We start from the raw sequence: 18,630 nt of genomic DNA on the forward strand, positions 1-18,630 counted from the left end.
CTATTCATAGAATCAGCTCAACTCTAGCATGTAGGCGACTTCGGTCACCCGTCTTCGATCTTCTGACTTCTTAGGGTTTTAATGGCACTTGGTTCAAGCCTTGCGATTCATTTAGCCCAAACATCAAATTCATATTGTGGACTGCCTGACTGGCAGCACCTTTTAGCAGGTTGTCGATCACAGAGATCACGATCACCCGTTGCGTTCTCTCATCCCAAACGGGGAAAACATCGCAAAAATGACTTCCACGAACATCTTTGATGCCGGGAACCTGATTTCTCAATCGAACAAAAGGTTTATCCTCATAAAAATCCCGGTAGATGTTCGTCAACTTCTCTTGATTCATGTCTTGGGTGACCTTGGCATAAGCAGTCACCAATATCCCTCTGTCCACTGGAAGCAGGTGAGGAGTAAACTGAATTGCTGTTTGGTCTCCTGCCAAAACCCCCAGCTGCTCCTCTATCTCAATCGTATGTCGGTGACCTGCGATCCCATACGCTTTGAAATTCTCATTTACATTGGAAAAATGCGTGGTGGCGTTAGCCTTGATACCGGCTCCCGTGAGACCTGACTTGGCGTCTATGATCAGTGAGTTCTTTTCCACCAATTGCTTTGCAAAAAGTGGAGCCATGCTTAGGATAGAGGCTGTCGGGTAGCACCCCGGATTTGCGACCAGACTTGCATCTTTTATCATCTCTGCAAAAAGCTCGGGTAAACCGTAAACAGCCGTTTCAAATCCCTCTGGGTACGAATGTTTTTTGTCATACCACTCTTCATAAACTTCCTTGGAAGAAAGTCTAAAATCCCCTGAAAGGTCGATTATTTTCGCTCCACTGTCTTTCCATTTAGCCACAAAATCCATGGAAACACCATGAGGTAATGCAAGGAAAATCACGTTCAACTTCTTACCTCCAACTTCTTCCGCACTTACCAGTGGAATGTCCAATCTATCGAAAAACTGCGGGTGTAAGTCTGAAAAAGGCTTCCCTATATGCGTTTCTGAAGTGATCATTTCTATACTTACTCCCTCATGACCCAGAAGTAATCTTGCCAATTCTGAACCTGTAAACCCAGAAGCTCCTACTATGGCTACTTTTAATTTCTGTATTTTCATCTTAAGCGGGGATTTTGGTTTCGGAAAGGATCTCATCAAACTTCCTGAGGAAAATATTCAGCTCATCTCTGCTGATATTCAGTGCTGGAACCAATCTTAGAATATTTCCTGCTGTGGCATTTGCCACAATCCCCTCTTCCAGCAGACGCAGTACAAAGGACTTGGCTTCGGATTTCATTTTGATTCCCAGCATCAGCCCCATTCCTCTGACAGACTCCAGTTCATCATGCTTCGCTATCAATTCATCCAGCTTTCCTCTTAGCCATTCGCTGGTTTCCATTGCTCTGGCACACAGCTGTTCCTCATTGATCGCTTCGATGGTCGCTATTGCCGAAGCGGCCACCAGCGGATTGCCTCCGAAGGTAGTTCCATGATCTCCGTACTCTATGGCACTTGCTACCTTTTCCGTACAAAGCAAAGCTCCGATCGGTGCTCCACCTCCGAGCCCCTTGGCCAGGGTCATGATATCTGGCTGCACTCCAAAATGATCTTTGGCAAACCACTTACCGGTTCTGCCTATGCCACATTGGATTTCGTCAAAAATCAACAAAATGCCTTTTTCATCACATAACTTTCTTAACCCTTTCAGATACACTTTTTCCGCAGGGACAACTCCCCCTTCACCCTGAATCGGCTCTACGATCACCGCAGCTGTATCCTGATCCATTGCCGCTTCCACGGCTACGAGGTCATTAAATGGCACTTGGACAAACCCTGTGGGGATGGGGCCAAAACCTTGCTGGTATTTTTCCTGACCAGTGGCTATAGTGGCCAAAGTCCTTCCATGAAAAGAATTTTGCATGGAAATGATTTTACCACCCTGACCATGCTTATGTGCATATCTTCGGGCGATCTTGATCGCTCCCTCCACAGATTCGGCTCCGCTGTTGGTCAGAAACACCCGGTCCAATCCGGATATTTTCACCAACAGTTCACTTAAAGCGACTTGCTGTGGGCTTACGAAAAAATTGGAAATATGCATCAATTCCGCCGCCTGCTCCTGAATCGCTTTCACAACTTTTGGATGGCAATGCCCTACATTATTGACGGCGATTCCAGCCAGTAGATCTATATATTCCTTGCCATCTGCATCCCAGAGCCTACTTCCTTTTCCTTTGATAAAAGCCAAGGGAAAGCGGTTGAACGTTGGTAAATAATTCTCTTTGTCCTTGGTATGTAAATCTTGATTTGTCATGGTTTTATAAAGTCAAAGTGGTTCCTATTTTCTTGTTTTCAATCACATATTCGGAAATCTGTGCAGGCTTTGTCCCATTCAGTATGATGGCTTTTGACACTCCTTCATTCAAGGCCAGCATACAGGCTTGGATTTTTGGGATCATGCCTCCCTGTATGGTCGTCCCCATATGCTCTTTCACGGATGATTGATCGAGTTCATGAATAATGGATTCAGGATCAGGGAATCTCAGAAAAAGCCCATCCACGTCCGTCAGGACGATCAGTTGATCAGCACGAACGGCTGCGGCTAGTTTACCGGCAAAAGTATCCGCGTTGATGTTATAGGAAGCTCCGTCAGTACCATCCGCCAAACAAGCTACCACTGGGACGTAGCCTGCCACACATAGTAAATTGATCAAAGAGTCATTGATTTCGGAAATTTCCCCTACCAAACCTAGATCGACCATACTCCCATCAGCAGATTGATGCTGATACTTTTTAGCCTGTACCATCCCTCCGTCTTTTCCGGAAAGGCCTACAGCTTTTATATTGTTCCGATTTAGTGTGGAGATCAGATCCGCATTGACTTCTCCGATCAGCGCTTTTTGGATTTCCGCGAATGCAGTGGCTTCCGTGACTCTGAGACCATCTATAAATTGTGATTTGATGGACGCTTTTTCGAGTGCTTTATTGATAAATGGCCCACCTCCGTGTACCATGATAACTTCATTCCCTGCTTCTTGAAGTTTAAAAATCTGCGCTGCTATTTCCTGCTGCAGCTGGGGACTGATCATCGCATTCCCACCATATTTGATGAGAATTCTTTGCTTAGGCATTTTTGTTTTTTTTATAATAAATTGATTTTTTCCAAACCTGACTTCCCCTTATGGGCTATCAGAATCGAAAACAAATCAGAATTGAATTAAAGTTTTTAAATGTGGAAAACTTGATAAATACAGGTTTAACTTATTTAACCTGACACCAATTAAACAACCTTCGTACCGAAAGAGGATATTTGGCTGATTGAAGCAATGTTATTGGAATAGTGAAACAATAAAGCCTTAAAAGCCAAATAGCAATTAATTATTTGGCGAAGGAAGGTGACAAGGTGACAGCCTCTAAGTACAAGCTACCTATCAAATCCCAACAGCCCCTCAAAATTCTTAGGTGTAATAATAGCAAGTGAGGCGTCGGGATACGCCGTGGTAAAGGTAGTCGGAAACTTTACTTTGGTTTTTTCATTCCACTTGCACTCAAGGGCCTGCATTCCCTCGTCTGACTCCGCTATAAAATCAATTTCCTGTTGGGCAGTCGTTCGCCAGAAATAAAACTTAACCGTTCTATTTGTATATGATAGATATTTTATCCACTCTTGTTTCGGAACAAACACTCTCGAATGGAAGGGAGAATATTTCATTACTGAAGCTTTGGACATGAGCTGATGCTGTAATCACAAAAATTATATGAATTTAGTGATTGTAATCACAAAAATCACGGATGTATTTTAGTTTTCAATAGAGAATAAACCCTTACAAATGGAATTCATCTCCACTCAGCACCTTCACCATCTTATCAAATCCCTTCTTGATCTCTACAACTTGCCTATCTCTAGAAGCCTCTAAATCACTCGGAGATGCGGCAGTTGCAACCTTGAACTGCTCAAAAATTTCTGTAAACTCGACTGAACGCTGATTCCCTTCCAGTCCCCAGGTCGCTAAGTATGCACCAAGTTTTTCCACCTTTAGTCCTACATGAGGCACCGCATAGCTCAAGGCCGTAATAGCTCCATGAAGACTGGTACCTACATAGCACTTTGAATTGGCGATCAGGTACATGATATCCCAGATATTGTCCGCATCAAAATAGGTGTAAGGGCTTTTCAATAACGTCCCTATCTCCTGCAAGGCCTCATGGTCGTCATGATCCAGAGCTTTGCCAATGGGACAAAGGCAAAGTTCAGTATTCCCTTTTTGATAAATCTCGTCCAGGCCATCCGCAATAGTCTGCTCATGCCCACGGGTGGTTTTCTTGTTGATCTGTGCAAAAACATACTTTCCAGCATGCTCAGCTACATATCCGGCCACATCCTGGGTTACCATTTTATGCAGATAATTCAACGGATAAAACTCTGACATTAAGATGGCTGAATCCGGAAACAGGTCAGCATCTACTCCGTTCTCCTTCAAATTATCCACTGTCAACTGATCTCGCACGGCAAAATAGTCCGCATTTTGAAGTTTACCTTTCAAAAATTCAAACTTTGCAAAAACAGCTGAACCCAATCCAGACCCACCAAGCGAATTCAAAATCACCGACTGGACTCCAGCAAAATCAGACTTGTCAAACACAAATGGCAAGGTTGTCTTACCTTTCAGGATTTTTTTCGTCCAGGCATTCAAGTCCAACAATTTATTGACTTTCACATGCCTTTTATTGATCCGCTGGAAAAGCGGGTTCAATGCCGCAAACAGTGAATTCCAGGTTACCCCTAATGCTTCCCCACCGGCGATTATCACATGTACAGGATTACTGGGATCGCTGCAGGCTTTATAAAAATCCTGCAAGCCCTTAGTGGGTAGTCCACCGACAGCGGAAAGATCACTCTGAACCAATCCATAGTATTCAAATTCAAAATCCCGTCCGTAAGTACTCAATTGCCTCTCGATTACTAAAGGGAAAAGCAAATCTCCGTAATTGTATCGGTCGAAGGCACCTATTATTAAGACTTTTGTCATTTGTTTGCTTTTAGACTACAGACCATGGACAAACGCCCACAGCCCAACATACTGAACCTAAAAAGTCTCCTGATTTCACCTCAGTAATGTTCGAGGAACTTAATTTAGGCCAAGTCAAAGATACACCTGCAAAAAAGATACTTGATTTTAATTCAAGAGATATTACGCTCAGGAACTATTTTTGGTAAGTAGGTCGTAAATTCAGTAAAACTTCATCAAAAGACTATTTTGAGCGCCAAACCAGTTGCAGTCCATCGTATTTTTTCAGGGTCAGTCTGGGGGATTCTAGCCAAAATCCTTGACGCAGCTGCCAAATTTGTGACCATTCCACTTTTGGTAGGTTACTACGGGAAAGCTGACTATGGATTAATTGCCTTGGCTTTTTCCCTCAACGCTTATCTCCGTCTTATGGACCTGGGAATGAACGTGGGTTCTGTTCGTTTTTTCTCCAGGTGGGAAGCGAAGTCAGACTGGGAAAACATAGGCAAAGCCTCACGATCCAGTGTAATCTTTTATGGGACGATCGGCTTAATTAACGCATTGATATTTATGTTTATGGCCAATTACGGCCAGCTTTTTTTCAACCTCAAGCCAGATCAGATCCCTACCTACCGGATCATGATGTATATCCTATCGGCAAGTACTGTTCTAAACTGGCTGTCGAATGTCATCATTCAGCTGCTCAGTGCAAAAGATGAATTAGGGTATGTCAATCGTGTAACGGTAGTGAGCAGCGTGTTGAACTTTGCAGTGGCGATCCTAGCGATTCATTTTCAGTGGTCGTTGCCTCTCTATTTTCTTTTCTATACCATCTCCACGCTGATTCCTATTCCCCTCAATATTTTTCGCTTAGGTGTGTATCCAATTCCGATAGGTCAACTTCTTATGCCTAAGTGGGACGGGAAGATTTTCAGAGAAATTATAGGATATAGTTCAGCTATATTCTTGATGGGGCTTTTTCAGTTAACGGCCAATGAACTTCGTCCTATTTTGCTCGCCAAATTCGCTTCCGGGATCGATGTCCTTACCGATTACCGTGTGATCCAGACGATTGCCATGCTCATTATATCTTTTGGGACGATCTTTCTCCAAGTGCTTTTACCATCCGCCTCCAAAGTCTATCAAGAGGGAAATCATGCTAAAATGGAGAAAATGGTATTTATCGCCACACGCTATATTTCTATTTTCTTAAGCTTTATAGTTTTTGTGTTGGTGTTGAATTCTGAATCAATTCTGCTCCTTTACATGGGGAAAGATTACCTCCATTTGAGTGTGTGGATGAATCTTTGGCTTCTTACTGTATTGCTTAATATGCACAATACGCCTGTCGCAAGCTTGGTGCTTTCCTCAGGCAAAACACGGTTTCTTATCTATTCCTCGGCAACAGCCTGCATTCTGTCCTTACCCATTACCGTAGTTCTCGCTCCTACCTGGAATGTAGGCGCGGCGGTTATCGGTTATTTGGCCTACATGCTGATACAGATCGGTTTCTTTTATATTTATTATATTCCAAAAGTGCTGAATCTAGACAGTAAAAAAATCTTTTTCGGTGCTTTTTCACCCTCTGTTTTAGGTGCTATTGTTGCCATCTCCATAGCTTATGGACTAGGAATGTGGGTAGAATTAGCTGAAGGAATCTTGGGAATGATCATTAGCACCGCGATTTTCACTACGATTTTTGCCGCTGTCCATTTTCTCTTTATTATCAAGTCCGCGGATATTGAGTTTATACGCACCAAATTATTGAAAAGAAAACCGTCCGATGAGCAAGAATAAATTTTCGATCTGTATTCCTGCTTACAAGAGCAAATACCTGCAGGAATGCATAGACAGTATTCTCCAGCAGACCTTCAGTGAATTTGAATTGATCATTCTGAACGATTGCTCGCCCGAGCCTGTGGAGGAAATCTCCCAGAAAAACCAAGATCCCAGAATCCGATATTTTAAGAATGAAAAAAATGTGGGGGCCTATGATCTGGTGGATAATTGGAATAAATGCCTGGAACTGGCCACTGGGGAATTTGTCGTCATTATGGGTGATGATGACCGTCTAGCACCAGATTATCTGGAGGAATTCGAAAAGCTGATTCAGAGTTATGAAACTTTAAATGTCTATCACTGCCGCAGCAAAATCATAGACGATGACGGGAATGATGTACTGCTCACCCCGGCTTTGCCAGCTTTCGAATATGTGTATGATTCCATCTGGCATCGTCTTCGACAGTTGAGGTCAAATTATATCTCTGACTATGTCTATCGCACAGCAGCCTTAAAGGCTCAGGGAGGTTTCTACAAGCTCCCACTTGCATGGGGATCGGATGACATTACCGCTTTTATTGCTTCAGCGACAAACGGAATTGCGCATTCCAATAAACCAGTGTTTGAATATAGAAGCAACCAGCTTTCCATCACCTCGACCGGAAATGACCTGCACAAAATGATGGCTGACATAAGCTATGCGGAATGGCTGGGCGATTTTCTAGAAAAAAACCCTCCACATCCATCTGAAAAAGTCATCTACCAGCACTTACTGAAGCATAAGGACAAGTACATGCATCAGAAGAAACTCTACACCATGATGCTGTCTATGCGAAGTAATCCGCTCAAGAAGGCTAAAACGTGGATAAATACTAGGGATAAATTTGGCCTTTCGATCAAGGACATCACCGTGTCACTTGCCAAAAGCATGAATTCAAACCACTCTTAATCAATGAATTCACCCAGCAGAATCATCTTTAATCCCAGTGAAAACAAGGAAAACAAATACATCAATATTATAGTGGATGGATTGGAAAAGCATGGATTTGAGGTGAACCGTCTGGATGATTTCCTTTCTTCATGGAAACATTTTAAATCCATTGAGTTAGTTCATTTAAATTGGTTTGAAAATCTGGACGATAGTAGTGCCGCAAGTATGTGGAAGAGCTATTTCAGAAAACTGGTGGTACTGGCAGCTGTGAAGTTTGGGAAGAAAAAGCTGGTGTGGACCATGCATAACCGTGTTTCCCATGAGAAAAAATCCGGGAAGTTGAGCCAGGTTTTAACCCGAAAAGTGATAGCTCAGACTGATGCCATTGTGATTCACACAGCTGTATCCAGAAGTATATTGGCAAGTCAATACCCTGGAATCCAAGCGGAAATAGTCCATATACCCCATCCTGATTTTGTGGATGTTTACGGGCCAATGATCCCAAATAAAGTAGAAGAGAAAAATCCCAAGTTAAGGTTGCTATTCATAGGTGCCATCAAACCTTATAAAAACATCGAATTGCTCATTGATTTGGCAAAGAAATTCCCTTCGGATATTCATTTGACGATAGCAGGAAACCCGAATTCTGACCAATACCGAAATGAATTACAGGCTTTAGCTCAGGATACTCGTAATATTACTCTTGACCTTACATTCATTCCTGATGAGGAATTACCCGGTTACATCCACCAATCGGATTTGCTGATCCTTCCTTATTCTCTTGAAAGCAGCCTTAACTCCGGCACAGTCATCCTTGCTTTCTCTTATGGGCGGACGGTGATTTGTCCAAAAATTGGCACCATTGATGACTTAAGAGCTGGGGACAATGTATTGGATTACAGGTATAATTCTGAAAGTGAACATGCCGACGCCTTGCAACACCAGGTGCTAAAGGCATTAAAATTATGGAAAAGCAACCCAAACTCATTATTGGATAAAGGGCTATTTATGCGAGAGCTGATTCAAAAGCAGAACAATAAAAACAAGGTGAGCGATAGTCTGATAGAACTATATGAAAGCTTGATAAATTAAAAATTCTTTTTCAGCTACCAACGACCCATGAAAATTTTATACATCAATACACTCTATAGTCCACTGATCGAAGGAGGTGCGGAGATTTCTCTGAAACTGATCGTAGAAGGAATGAAATCTTTGGGGAATGAGGTCGCGGTGTTGAGTTTGATGCCTGAAAAAGGGTTGAAAATTGAGGGAATTGATGGAGTTAAAGTTTACCGTGCAGGCTTGCAAAACAGCTATTGGCCCTATTCAAAAATCAAGAAGAACAAGCTTTCCCGTCTAGCTTGGCATTATAGGGATCAGGCAAACGAATCCATGGCCTCCGTGGTAGCTGAGGTGTTAATGTCCGAGAAACCAGACATTGTTTCATGTCATAACCTGGCCGGCTGGTCAGCAGCAGTCTGGATCCCCATACATAACGCTGGTATTCCAATCGTACAGGTGCTGCATGACCTGTATTTGCTTTGTCCGAACAGTAATATGTTTAAGAATGAGCAAAGCTGCGAAACCCAATGTTTAAGCTGTAAACTTCTGCGAAGCAACCATGCCGAAAAATCAAAGTCAGTCGCGGCAGTAGTGGGCATCAGTAACAGTATTTTGCAGCGGTTCATTGACTATGGCTATTTCACAAATGCCTCCAAGAACGTCATATATAATACACGTACCATCGCAAACCCGCCACCCAAGCCCCTTAGAAAATCAGGGCAAGCTATGCGATTTGGTTATCTGGGCACGCTTTCAAAAGTAAAAGGACTGGAATGGCTGATCGAACAGTTTAAGAAACTTGATTTCAACTCAAGCTTGAGCATAGCCGGGAAAGGCGAGGCAGGCTACGAAAACCACCTCAAGGAACTGGCCTCCGGTGCGTCCATCTCGTTTGAGGGATATGTCAATTCCACAGAATTCCTTGCTGATATTGATGTGCTGGTCGTGCCTTCACTATGGGAGGAGCCTCTCGGAATGGTGGCAATAGAAGCATTGGCAAACCATGTCCCCGTGATCGCAAATAAAAGAGGCGGATTAAAAGAAACAGTACAAGATGGAATCAACGGTTTTTATTGCCACGATAGCGAGCCACATTCCCTAAGCTCGGTCATGCGCCAGCTATACTTTGAACCTGAGCTATACAATCAATTCAGCCAAGCTGCAAGAAATTCGGTGGCTTCGATTTTGGATGCAGATCGTATGATAGCGGAATATGAGGCAGTATTGAAACAAGCGATGAATAAACCCCAACCTGCATTCTCATAATGAGCACACCGGAAATTACATTGACGAATCAGCCTTTGTCACTTGAAGGAAACCAATGGAAAGCTATTTCTATTGCTGAGACTTTGTTTCTGCTATCACTGATTTCAATGTTTCTTCCAGTAAAGGTCTATCCTGTCATATTTCTGGTCAGCAGCTTTTTTTTCTACTTGGAAACGCCCCGGATAAAATTTCAAAACTGGTCAATTGCGTTGGCAGTATTTAGTACATATGCCGTCATAAGCTATATTATAAACTATCCCGGAGAGCCTCTAGCCTTGATTAATATTGTTAAGCTGGTAATCAATTTTTGCTTTCTTTTTTTCGCGATCAACTGGCTAGGATCACGGGACAATGAATCACTGACCAAAAGACTTGACACTATTCTATTGGCGGTATTGTCACTTTCGCTGGTGCAACTTCTGATTTATCATCAGGCATATGGATTCCAGCTGATCACTGGCAGCGATTCCTCAGGACAGGCTAGTTCCCTATATCGTGACACCCTTTACTACTGGGGGCTGGAGGATAAAAACATGTTCGGTGCGAGAATCGCCTTGATGGGCTTTTCCTTTATTTGTATCCCGGTGGTACAGAAAAACAAACTGTCGATCTGGAGAATTTTCTTCGTATTTCTAGTCGCTTTTTTCAGCCTTTCCCGTACGCCAATTGTAGCATTGATAATCGGTGTATTTCTGTTGTTTTGGTTTGCTTTGGAGAAAAGATGGAGAATAGGACTGGTGGTCTTGATCGCCATCGCACTACCCATGATCCTAAATAAGATAATACGCGTGGAATCTATCACTTCATCCAATGACGGAATGGGCATTCGATTGGTCTATTGGACAGCTTTTATGGAACATTTTGGAAAAATCTCCCCTCTTGGAAACGGTTTCCTGAGCGCACCGGAATTTCTTCGGGACAATGCGGAATTCTATCGTGGAGAGCCCCATATCCATAACACTTTTCTATCTACCTACCTTGAAATGGGAATCGTCGGATTTTTTTCCTTTCTCGCATTTTTGATCTGGTTTGTCAAAGATTGCCTTAGTAAAGCAGACAACCCAAAACTATGGTTTGCCCTTTTCCTGCCTATCTTAGCCATTATGATGATACTATACTCGGGCTATGACAATGATGTCGTGATGTATTTGTGCCTCATCTATGGAATTGGCTCACTACGGGAAATCAACTTCCAGAACATTAAACTCAGCCTATGAAGCCCCAAAAAAAAGTGTTGATCGATAGTCGCTGGGCAGGAAATACAGGAATTGGAAGGCTATATCAGGAAGTGATAAAATATGCTCCAGATGAAGCTTCCTGTGCGTACGTGAAGAGTAAAATGGGCCTGGGCAGCTTACTCACCCCCTTGATGCTGGGTGAGGAAATAAAGAAGTCAACTGCGGATGTTTTCTACAGTCCTTCTTTTATGCCGCCGGCTTTTTCCAAAACCCCCTTCATTTTTACGGTGCATGACCTTATGCATTTGTTTTATTATTCTAGGCTTCATAAGATCTACTATGAACAGGTGATAGCGAGGTTGGCTCCCAAAGCAAAAAAAATCATCACAGTATCCCACTTCAGCAAAAGCCAGCTTGTGGAATTGCTTCACATCCCCGAGGATCTCATCCGGGTGATCTACAATGGCGTGGACAGCCATTTTCTGGCTAATGAGGAAGAATATGAAAGCGCAAGACCCTATTTTCTCTATGTGGGCAACAGGCGCAAAAACAAAAACATCCCGGCCATGCTTACGGCTTTTGCGAAAGCTAAAATCCCAAATGAGTTCATGTTTTATCTATCAGGAAAAACAGACCCAGAGCTTGAGGCATTAATTGTAAGTCTCGGTATCCAGAAAAGGGTTCGGTTTTTGGGTTTTATCGAAGAACAGGATCTTCCTAAACTATATAAGGGTGCGCATGCTACCTTGTTTGTTTCATTAATGGAAGGTTTTGGATTGCCTATAATTGAGTCCATGGCTTCAGGCACCCCTGTTTTGACATCCAATACGAGCGCTCTACCCGAAGTGGCCGGTGGAGCCGCGCTGTGTGTAGATCCGCAAAATGTCACTGCAATAGCCTTGGGAATAGAACAGCTGGTGAATGATGAAGTATTCTATGTGGACTGCGTAGCAAAAGGATTCCAACGGGCCCAAGAATTCAACTGGGAGAAGACCGCAGCTGAAACATGGGAAACAATTCTCAGTTAAGAGAATAAAAACGATTTGATTCAATTGACTCAGTGGTAACTAAAGGGCACAATAGCTTTCTGGCTAACATACAGCATTTATAAAAGACATGATCCGATATTTTCCAATCTTCATTTTTCTTCTGGCCGCATTCCCTTCTATAATCTATGGCCAAGATGAATTATCCAAAAACGGAAATGAAATTAATGTTCTTGATAATGGAATCTTGCACGATTCAGAAACAGATCAGACCGAGGCAATCCAAGAACTGATCGATCACGCAGCAGAAGGAGATACCGTTTTCTTTCCAGAAGGGCACTATCTGGTCAGGACATTACAATTAAGAACCGGAGTCAGTATTCGCTCTGTAGGAACAATAAAGCACCACCCCTCTGCTAAGGCAGGTGAATTTTCCATAGAAAAACAGAATTCCCCCAATCCTTTGATTTTAGGAAAGGGGGTAAATGACCTAAGCATATCTATAAAGGGAGAATCAAAAAATGAGGGTATTTATCTCTATAAGAGCCATCAAATCCGCATTTATGACACAGAACTAGTGGGGGATTCACTGAAGCGCAGGGCTTATCCAGGAATAATGACGTTTGAGTCCAGTGGCATAGAGATCGCCAATACAAGTATCCATCACTTTGGTATGCCCAGAACCGAGACACATAGCTACCAGCCTGGAACAGGAATCCGGATTTTGTCCTCAAATACTATTTCCATCCACGACTCGGAGATTTACCGGAATGGAGAAAACGGTGTATTTATCCACGGTAGCCGGAAAGTGGAAGTAATCCATAATGTGATCCATCATAACGGAATGTCTGCCATCCAAGTGGCTTTTGGAGATTCCGGAAAGGAAAAGGACTACATTTTTTCCCATAATATCATGGATGAGAATGCCTCTGATGCCATTGATATTAACAATAGATCGAAAGAAAAAGCGAAGGATATAGAATGCCTTATTATAGAGAATATAGCCTGTGGAAATGGCTATGTAAAAGGAGAATCTACTCCTGATGGGTCAGGAATTGCCACATTGATCAATGTCTCCAATGTGCTTATTCATAAAAATGAGGCACTTAGAAACAACCGTCCCGCAATTTATGTGGAGAGTTGCGGAGTAATATTGGCCCATGGTAACTGGGCGGACAATCAGGTAGAGATAACCCTTGACCTTGAGGAAATGCATGTGACCGATAACCGATTCAGTAGCATAAACCTGATAGCCAACACCAGGGCCAAGATTATTCATGTAAGGGACAACGAGCTAGGTTCACTTTCCTTACCCAATAATATCCAGGTAGATGAATTCACCATTGAAAATAATAATTTCTCACATGCCAACTTCAATTTCAATATGAAGGGAGAGGTTCATCTGATCGGAAATACGATACAAAACAAATCCCAAAACCCCACCGTTCTCATCACCAAGGCCGACGGTGCATTAATCGAAAACAACGAGATTCTTAGTGAAAAAGCATCTGCGATAATTCTAAGGAAAACCGCAAAAAACGTCCAGATCCTCAACAATAAGATAAAATCCTTTAATACAGGTATTTTCGATGACAACTCAACAGCACTTGTAGTGAAAAAAAACAAAATCGAATCTATCCCCGGAGGAAGCGAAAACCAGGCGTTTAGAAGCCATTATCCAAACCAACTGACGCTGGAGGGAAATGAATATATCGGCATAGCAGACACTGAAACCGTAGTCCTGGTAGGAAAAGGCAAGGCACGAATATCAAAAGAAAATCTTATTTCAGGTACCGTCAATTATGGTGGTGTTGAAATCTCCGGAAACTAATTTTTATACCATGACAGTCAATCTTTTTATCCCCACCCTGAATGCCGGTCCGATCTGGAAAGAGGTCCTTGCAGGAATCGCTTCACAAAACTACCCTATTTCCAGGCTCGTTGTGATTGACTCTGGCTCCACTGACGGAACCCTGGATCAGATCAATGGGGAAAACTGTGACCTGATCCAGATTGACAAGAAAGATTTTGACCATGGCGGAACCCGTCAGATGGCTGCGGAGAAGTACCCCGACGCGGATATTTTTATTTTTCTCACCCAAGATGCGATCCTGGCTGGGCCAAACGCAATCCAGCTGATGGTAAAAGCCATGGAAGAAAACCATGAGCTGGGAATGGTATATGGCCGACAGCTTCCGCATAAAAACGCTAAAGTATTGGAGAGTCACGCACGGCTCTTTAACTATCCGGCCGAGTCCAAGATCAAGAGCATGGAAGATGCTGAACGCTATGGAATTAGGACGATTTCCTGCTCTAATTCCTTCGCTGCCTATAGAAAAACCGCATTTTTTTCTGTCAATGGCTTTCCTAAGGGAGTAATTTTGGGCGAAGATGTGTTAATAGCGGGAAAAATGTTGCTAGATGGATGGAAAATGGCGTACCTTTCGGACTCCAAAATATACCACTCACATGACTATTCAGCCATTGAAGAATTTAAGCGGTATTTTGACATCGGGGTATTCCATGTCAGCAACCCTTGGATTTTTGAAAAATTTGGCAGAGCAGAAAGTGAAGGCTTCAAGTATCTCAAATCTGAACTCAAATACACTTTTAAACACAACCCTCTTTTGATTCCAAAATGCCTGATCGCTACGGCAGCTAAATTGGTTGGCTATAAACTGGGACTTAACTATCAGTCTGTTCCAGTGAAATTCCGCAAGTCACTCTCCATGACCAAAGGCTACTGGAGCAACAACTGAATTTTCAGGCAATAACTCTCGCAATGTGGGGATGGGTTCCACATAAAATATGTTAACAAACAACCAAAAACCTCTCAACTGACAGAAATAGCCCTGTTTTAACTTGGCACTTCAATTGGATAATGCCTAGTACGACAATGTTAGACTTAAAATACTAAACCAATGATACGTAATTCATCACATCAACAAGAAATTGTTTTCAAAGGCTACCAGTCGGGGCGGATAATCCCTGACCTTTTCACGCTGACCAACATCTCCCGAAGTTCTGTTTCGCAAAGAATGAATGAGGGCATAGAATTGACGACAAGATTTGCAAAAAGAACATTCGACATTCTATTTTCTTCTTTTGCAATTCTTACAGGTTTACCTGTTTTTATAGCATTAATCGTTATCACCAAATTGACTTCAAAAGGCCCTGTTTTCTATAAGCAGGAAAGAATAGGCAGAAACGGTCAGCCATTTCAAATATTGAAGTTCAGGAGTATGATCGTGGATTCAGAAGTAAACGGGCCACAACTCACTAAGGATAATGATCCCAGAATCACCAAATGGGGCAACTTCATGAGAAAAACCCACTTGGATGAACTTCCCCAGTTCTTCAATGTACTCATGGGCGATATGTCGGTGGTAGGGCCTAGACCAGAAAGAGCCCATTTCATACAGCAAATCGTGGCCAGACAGCCAGTTTATACCCAGTTGCTGACCATTCGCCCGGGAATCACTTCCATAGGACAGGTGGATTATGGCTATGCTGAGACAGTAGAGGAAATGTGCCAAAGAATGTATCTGGACTTAAAATATCTGAGCCAGGTGAATCTTCTGACTGATCTGAAAGTCATCGGACAGACTGTCATGACCATGCTTAACAAAAAAGGGAAATAAGGGCATAAAAATTTAATTTAGCCATACCCCAATAATCGCCGGAACCCATTCCGGCGATTTTTTTGTGCCTCTCTGGGAAAGTAATACAACAACTCATGTAAAAAGTCTCATTTTCTTAAAAGGAGTGCCTATTTTAGAATTACAAAGAACAGTTTATATAAATCCCCAATTGAAATGAAAAAACCGGTTATAGAAGATTTAGGAATATTATTGATGAGAGTAGGTGCCGGAGGTATGATCTTAACCCACGGCTATCCCAAGTTAATGAGGTTTTTCGGTGACGAGCCCATTAAATTCATGGATTTCCTTGGATTAGGGGCCACGGTATCCTTGGCTCTGGCTGTCTTTGCCGAATTCGTGTGTGCAATACTTGTTATCATCGGATTTAAAACCCGATTGGCCACTGTTCCCCTGATTGTCACCATGCTTACGGCCGCATTTGTGGCCCATGCCTCAGACCCATTCGGAAGAAAAGAATTGCCTCTTCTTTACTGTGTTATCTTTGTAGCTATCCTCATTTTTGGTGGCGGAAAATTTTCCATTGATGGAATGAAAAACAACAAATCAGCCTATTATAAAAGCTAATCTGGAAGGGCAAAAGCCACGTACTCATCACCACTTTTTGTCCCTTTTCCCCCACCACACGCGACAACAATATACTGCGTGCCCCCTATTTCATAGACTGCAGGTGTGGCATGTCCTGAAGCCGCCAGTTTAGCTTCCCAGAGAACCGCGCCGGTATCTTTATCAAATGCCCTGATTTTTTCGTCTTTTGTAGCCGCTATGAACAATACTCCCCCGGCTGTAACCACCGGCCCACCATAATTCTCAGTGCCTGTCTGGGCAAAACCCTGTACACTCAATGAATCTATCTCTCCCAGAGTCACCTGCCATTTTTTCTTACCTGAATTCATATCAATAGCTGTCAGCAGACCCCAAGGAGGATTAGATCCATAAATACCTTCCTTCGTCGTCAGTTTTTTATACCCATCCATATAATAGCGGGGAAAAAGTTGCTGGGTGCCACCCTCCAATTCCTGTTTATCCCCCTCACCTTCTGACTTATCCAGTAGATACTCCAAAATCACCTTTCTATTCTCAGTAGAAAGGTGATCAAAAGCCGGCATCGCGCCCCTTCCTTTGCGGAGCAAAAGATCCAGTGAATCATAGGTAAATTTTTCTTTCACATCGAGTAACCCCGGAATAGCGGGGGGGTTGCCTTTTCGGTCTATCCCATGGCAATTGCCACAGTAGTTAGTGAAAACTGATTTACCCACATTTTCAAAGTCGGCATTGGGAGTCATAGTGATCATCCAGGGAATCTGGTTGGCATTCACATACAAGGTCTGAGTCTCCGGATCAAAGGAAGCTCCTCCCCATTCTCCTCCACCATCCATGCCCGGGAAAAGCACAATGGGTTTTTCCGGATGCGGTGGAGCCCAGGTATCACCATAGATAGCCCCGGCCAGTTGACTTCGGATATCTGCCTCCCATTCCGGGCGAAGGTTTAAAATACTACTATCGTCAAATACCATTTTCATAAAAGGCTCCGGCAAACTCGGAATGGGCTGCGTTGCTGAAGTAAATTCCCCTGGCATGCCGGTCTGCGTCACGGCAGTTTCCACAATTGGCCAGATCGGTTTACCGGTCATCCGCTCAAAGACATATGTCAGTCCCTGTTTGGAAATTTGGGCCACCGCATCAATCCACTTCCCGTCCTTGTGAATTCGGACTAGATTGGGATTGGCAGGAAAGTCCCTGTCCCATACATCATGGTGAACAGCCTGAAAATGCCATATCCGCTCACCGGTCTGGGCATTCAATGCTATCAGTGAATTTGCAAACAAATTATCCCCTTTGCGATAGCCACCCCAAAAATCATAAGTCGCAGAACCTGTGGGTACAAAGACGATTCCGCGATCCTGATCCACAGTCATTCCCGCCCAGTTATTTGCACCGCCGACCTGCTTGATAGTGGCCGGATCCCAAGTCTCAAAGCCTGGCTCTCCTTCTTGAGGGATGGTATGAAAAATCCACTCTCTTTTACCAGTTCGGATATTATAAGCACGGATATGCCCGGGAGCGGCATCCAATCCTTCAGAAAGCCTCATACCGATGATCAATAGATCACCGTAAACCACACCGGGGGCATTGGCAACTATCATAAAGTCCTCTCGTTCAGTATCCAATCCCTTCCGCAGGTCAACTTTCCCCTCCTCACCAAAATCCATAATCGGCTTTCCGGTTTCAGCATGCACTGCCATCAGCCAATTTCCGGCACCAAATAAAATCCTCTTGTCATCCCCATCCTCCCAATAACTTACTCCACGGTTTGTGCCTGCCCAAGAATTTTCCCCTCCCAGTACCTGAAACGGATCAAATCTCCAAACTTCCTCTCCCGTAGCTGCATTCAACGCAAACACGTTCAATGTTGGGGTGGAGCCGTAAAGCAAACCATCCACAACAATTGGCTGGCATTGGATCTGAGAATTTGCGCTGGCATCGCCGGTATTATACCTCCATGCCACCTCCAGTCGGGATACATTCTCTTTGTTTATCTGTGTCAATGAGGAATATCTGGAACCATCCGATGGCCCACCATAGTGGGACCAGTCTGTATAATCAACATTTGTGGTCTTGGTATGGCATGATGAAAAAAGAAAAATGAGACAAATAGTGAGAGGGCAAAGAGATTTCATAAATAGGCTGGATTGGGTTTAAGAGCAAAATATCGGCAATTAACGGCGAAGGAAAAAACCAGCGTACCTTCCCAATGACACTTA

At 43.3% G+C, this 18,630-nt stretch carries 16 protein-coding genes; 10 read left to right on the top strand and 6 right to left on the bottom strand.

The window, feature by feature from the left end; all coding sequences use genetic code 11:
• Positions 1-70 precede the first annotated feature (70 nt).
• The 5 genes from argC to LZF95_RS10420 all read right to left on the bottom strand — a co-directional run bounded on the left by argC (position 71) and on the right by LZF95_RS10420 (position 5,025).
• Positions 71-1,114 (bottom strand): N-acetyl-gamma-glutamyl-phosphate reductase, encoded by a 1,044-nt coding sequence (gene argC, locus LZF95_RS10400; protein ID WP_233754925.1) that lies wholly within the window; start codon positions 1,112-1,114, stop codon positions 71-73.
• A 1-nt stretch (position 1,115) separates the two neighbouring features.
• Positions 1,116-2,309 carry an aspartate aminotransferase family protein gene (locus LZF95_RS10405; protein WP_233754926.1) on the bottom strand — a complete coding sequence of 398 codons (1,194 nt, stop codon included), beginning with the start codon at positions 2,307-2,309 and terminating at the stop codon, positions 1,116-1,118.
• 4 nt (positions 2,310-2,313) lie between these two features.
• Positions 2,314-3,126 carry an acetylglutamate kinase gene (argB, locus tag LZF95_RS10410; protein ID WP_233754927.1) on the bottom strand — a complete coding sequence of 271 codons (813 nt, stop codon included), beginning with the start codon at positions 3,124-3,126 and terminating at the stop codon, positions 2,314-2,316.
• A gap of 293 nt (positions 3,127-3,419) precedes the next feature.
• On the bottom strand, positions 3,420-3,707 hold the full coding sequence (locus LZF95_RS10415) for a DUF4143 domain-containing protein (protein ID WP_233754928.1): 288 nt from the start codon (positions 3,705-3,707) through the stop codon (positions 3,420-3,422).
• 112 nt (positions 3,708-3,819) lie between these two features.
• A complete protein-coding gene (locus tag LZF95_RS10420; protein WP_233754929.1) occupies positions 3,820-5,025 on the bottom strand; it encodes a polysaccharide pyruvyl transferase family protein in 1,206 nt (401 codons plus the stop codon).
• A 228-nt stretch (positions 5,026-5,253) separates the two neighbouring features.
• Between LZF95_RS10420 and LZF95_RS10425 the strand changes: the two genes are divergently transcribed.
• The 10 genes from LZF95_RS10425 (at position 5,254) to LZF95_RS10470 (ending at position 16,432) form a co-directional block, all read left to right on the top strand.
• Positions 5,254-6,801 (top strand): lipopolysaccharide biosynthesis protein, encoded by a 1,548-nt coding sequence (locus LZF95_RS10425; protein WP_233754930.1) that lies wholly within the window; start codon positions 5,254-5,256, stop codon positions 6,799-6,801.
• The gene (locus tag LZF95_RS10430; RefSeq protein ID WP_233754931.1) at positions 6,788-7,732 is read left to right on the top strand and encodes a glycosyltransferase family 2 protein; all 945 of its coding nucleotides are present in this window, start codon (positions 6,788-6,790) and stop codon (positions 7,730-7,732) included. The genes LZF95_RS10425 and LZF95_RS10430 overlap by 14 nt, the downstream gene beginning before the upstream one ends.
• A gap of 3 nt (positions 7,733-7,735) precedes the next feature.
• Positions 7,736-8,806 carry a glycosyltransferase gene (locus LZF95_RS10435; RefSeq protein WP_233754932.1) on the top strand — a complete coding sequence of 357 codons (1,071 nt, stop codon included), beginning with the start codon at positions 7,736-7,738 and terminating at the stop codon, positions 8,804-8,806.
• Between the two features lie 27 nt (positions 8,807-8,833).
• The gene (locus LZF95_RS10440) at positions 8,834-10,042 is read left to right on the top strand and encodes a glycosyltransferase family 4 protein (protein ID WP_233754933.1); all 1,209 of its coding nucleotides are present in this window, start codon (positions 8,834-8,836) and stop codon (positions 10,040-10,042) included.
• Positions 10,042-11,259: an O-antigen ligase gene (locus LZF95_RS10445; protein ID WP_233754934.1), complete on the top strand. Its 1,218-nt coding sequence runs from the start codon at positions 10,042-10,044 to the stop codon at positions 11,257-11,259. The genes LZF95_RS10440 and LZF95_RS10445 overlap by 1 nt, the downstream gene beginning before the upstream one ends.
• Positions 11,256-12,248 (top strand): glycosyltransferase family 1 protein, encoded by a 993-nt coding sequence (locus LZF95_RS10450; protein WP_233754935.1) that lies wholly within the window; start codon positions 11,256-11,258, stop codon positions 12,246-12,248. Before LZF95_RS10445 ends, LZF95_RS10450 begins: the two co-directional genes overlap by 4 nt.
• Positions 12,249-12,336: 88 nt before the next feature.
• On the top strand, positions 12,337-14,037 hold the full coding sequence (locus tag LZF95_RS10455; RefSeq protein ID WP_233754936.1) for a right-handed parallel beta-helix repeat-containing protein: 1,701 nt from the start codon (positions 12,337-12,339) through the stop codon (positions 14,035-14,037).
• 10 nt (positions 14,038-14,047) lie between these two features.
• Complete coding sequence (locus LZF95_RS10460) at positions 14,048-14,965, top strand: glycosyltransferase family 2 protein (RefSeq protein ID WP_233754937.1); 918 nt, start codon at positions 14,048-14,050, stop codon at positions 14,963-14,965.
• A gap of 162 nt (positions 14,966-15,127) precedes the next feature.
• On the top strand, positions 15,128-15,847 hold the full coding sequence (locus LZF95_RS10465; RefSeq protein WP_233754938.1) for a sugar transferase: 720 nt from the start codon (positions 15,128-15,130) through the stop codon (positions 15,845-15,847).
• Positions 15,848-16,021: 174 nt separating this feature from the next.
• On the top strand, positions 16,022-16,432 hold the full coding sequence (locus LZF95_RS10470; protein WP_233754939.1) for a DoxX family protein: 411 nt from the start codon (positions 16,022-16,024) through the stop codon (positions 16,430-16,432).
• Here LZF95_RS10470 and LZF95_RS10475 read toward each other — a convergent pair.
• Positions 16,429-18,546, bottom strand: coding sequence for a PQQ-binding-like beta-propeller repeat protein (locus tag LZF95_RS10475; RefSeq protein WP_233754940.1), 2,118 nt, complete (start codon positions 18,544-18,546; stop codon positions 16,429-16,431). The genes LZF95_RS10470 and LZF95_RS10475 overlap by 4 nt on opposite strands.
• Positions 18,547-18,630 lie beyond the last annotated feature (84 nt).

This window comes from Algoriphagus sp. AGSA1, from assembly GCF_021390545.1.
Taxonomy (GTDB): Bacteria; Bacteroidota; Bacteroidia; order Cytophagales; family Cyclobacteriaceae; genus Algoriphagus.

Bases quoted from the DNA above. Each gene is read 5' to 3' on its own strand.
- argC (WP_233754925.1), bottom strand. From the start codon at position 1,114: ATGAAAATACAGAAATTAAAAGTAGCCATAGTAGGAGCTTCTGGGTTT.
- LZF95_RS10405 (WP_233754926.1), bottom strand. From the start codon at position 2,309: ATGACAAATCAAGATTTACATACCAAGGACAAAGAGAATTATTTACCA.
- argB (WP_233754927.1), bottom strand. From the start codon at position 3,126: ATGCCTAAGCAAAGAATTCTCATCAAATATGGTGGGAATGCGATGATC.
- LZF95_RS10415 (WP_233754928.1), bottom strand. From the start codon at position 3,707: ATGAAATATTCTCCCTTCCATTCGAGAGTGTTTGTTCCGAAACAAGAG.
- LZF95_RS10420 (WP_233754929.1), bottom strand. From the start codon at position 5,025: ATGACAAAAGTCTTAATAATAGGTGCCTTCGACCGATACAATTACGGA.
- LZF95_RS10430 (WP_233754931.1), top strand. From the start codon at position 6,788: ATGAGCAAGAATAAATTTTCGATCTGTATTCCTGCTTACAAGAGCAAA.
- LZF95_RS10435 (WP_233754932.1), top strand. From the start codon at position 7,736: ATGAATTCACCCAGCAGAATCATCTTTAATCCCAGTGAAAACAAGGAA.
- LZF95_RS10440 (WP_233754933.1), top strand. From the start codon at position 8,834: ATGAAAATTTTATACATCAATACACTCTATAGTCCACTGATCGAAGGA.
- LZF95_RS10445 (WP_233754934.1), top strand. From the start codon at position 10,042: ATGAGCACACCGGAAATTACATTGACGAATCAGCCTTTGTCACTTGAA.
- LZF95_RS10450 (WP_233754935.1), top strand. From the start codon at position 11,256: ATGAAGCCCCAAAAAAAAGTGTTGATCGATAGTCGCTGGGCAGGAAAT.
- LZF95_RS10455 (WP_233754936.1), top strand. From the start codon at position 12,337: ATGATCCGATATTTTCCAATCTTCATTTTTCTTCTGGCCGCATTCCCT.
- LZF95_RS10460 (WP_233754937.1), top strand. From the start codon at position 14,048: ATGACAGTCAATCTTTTTATCCCCACCCTGAATGCCGGTCCGATCTGG.
- LZF95_RS10465 (WP_233754938.1), top strand. From the start codon at position 15,128: ATGATACGTAATTCATCACATCAACAAGAAATTGTTTTCAAAGGCTAC.
- LZF95_RS10470 (WP_233754939.1), top strand. From the start codon at position 16,022: ATGAAAAAACCGGTTATAGAAGATTTAGGAATATTATTGATGAGAGTA.
- LZF95_RS10475 (WP_233754940.1), bottom strand. From the start codon at position 18,546: ATGAAATCTCTTTGCCCTCTCACTATTTGTCTCATTTTTCTTTTTTCA.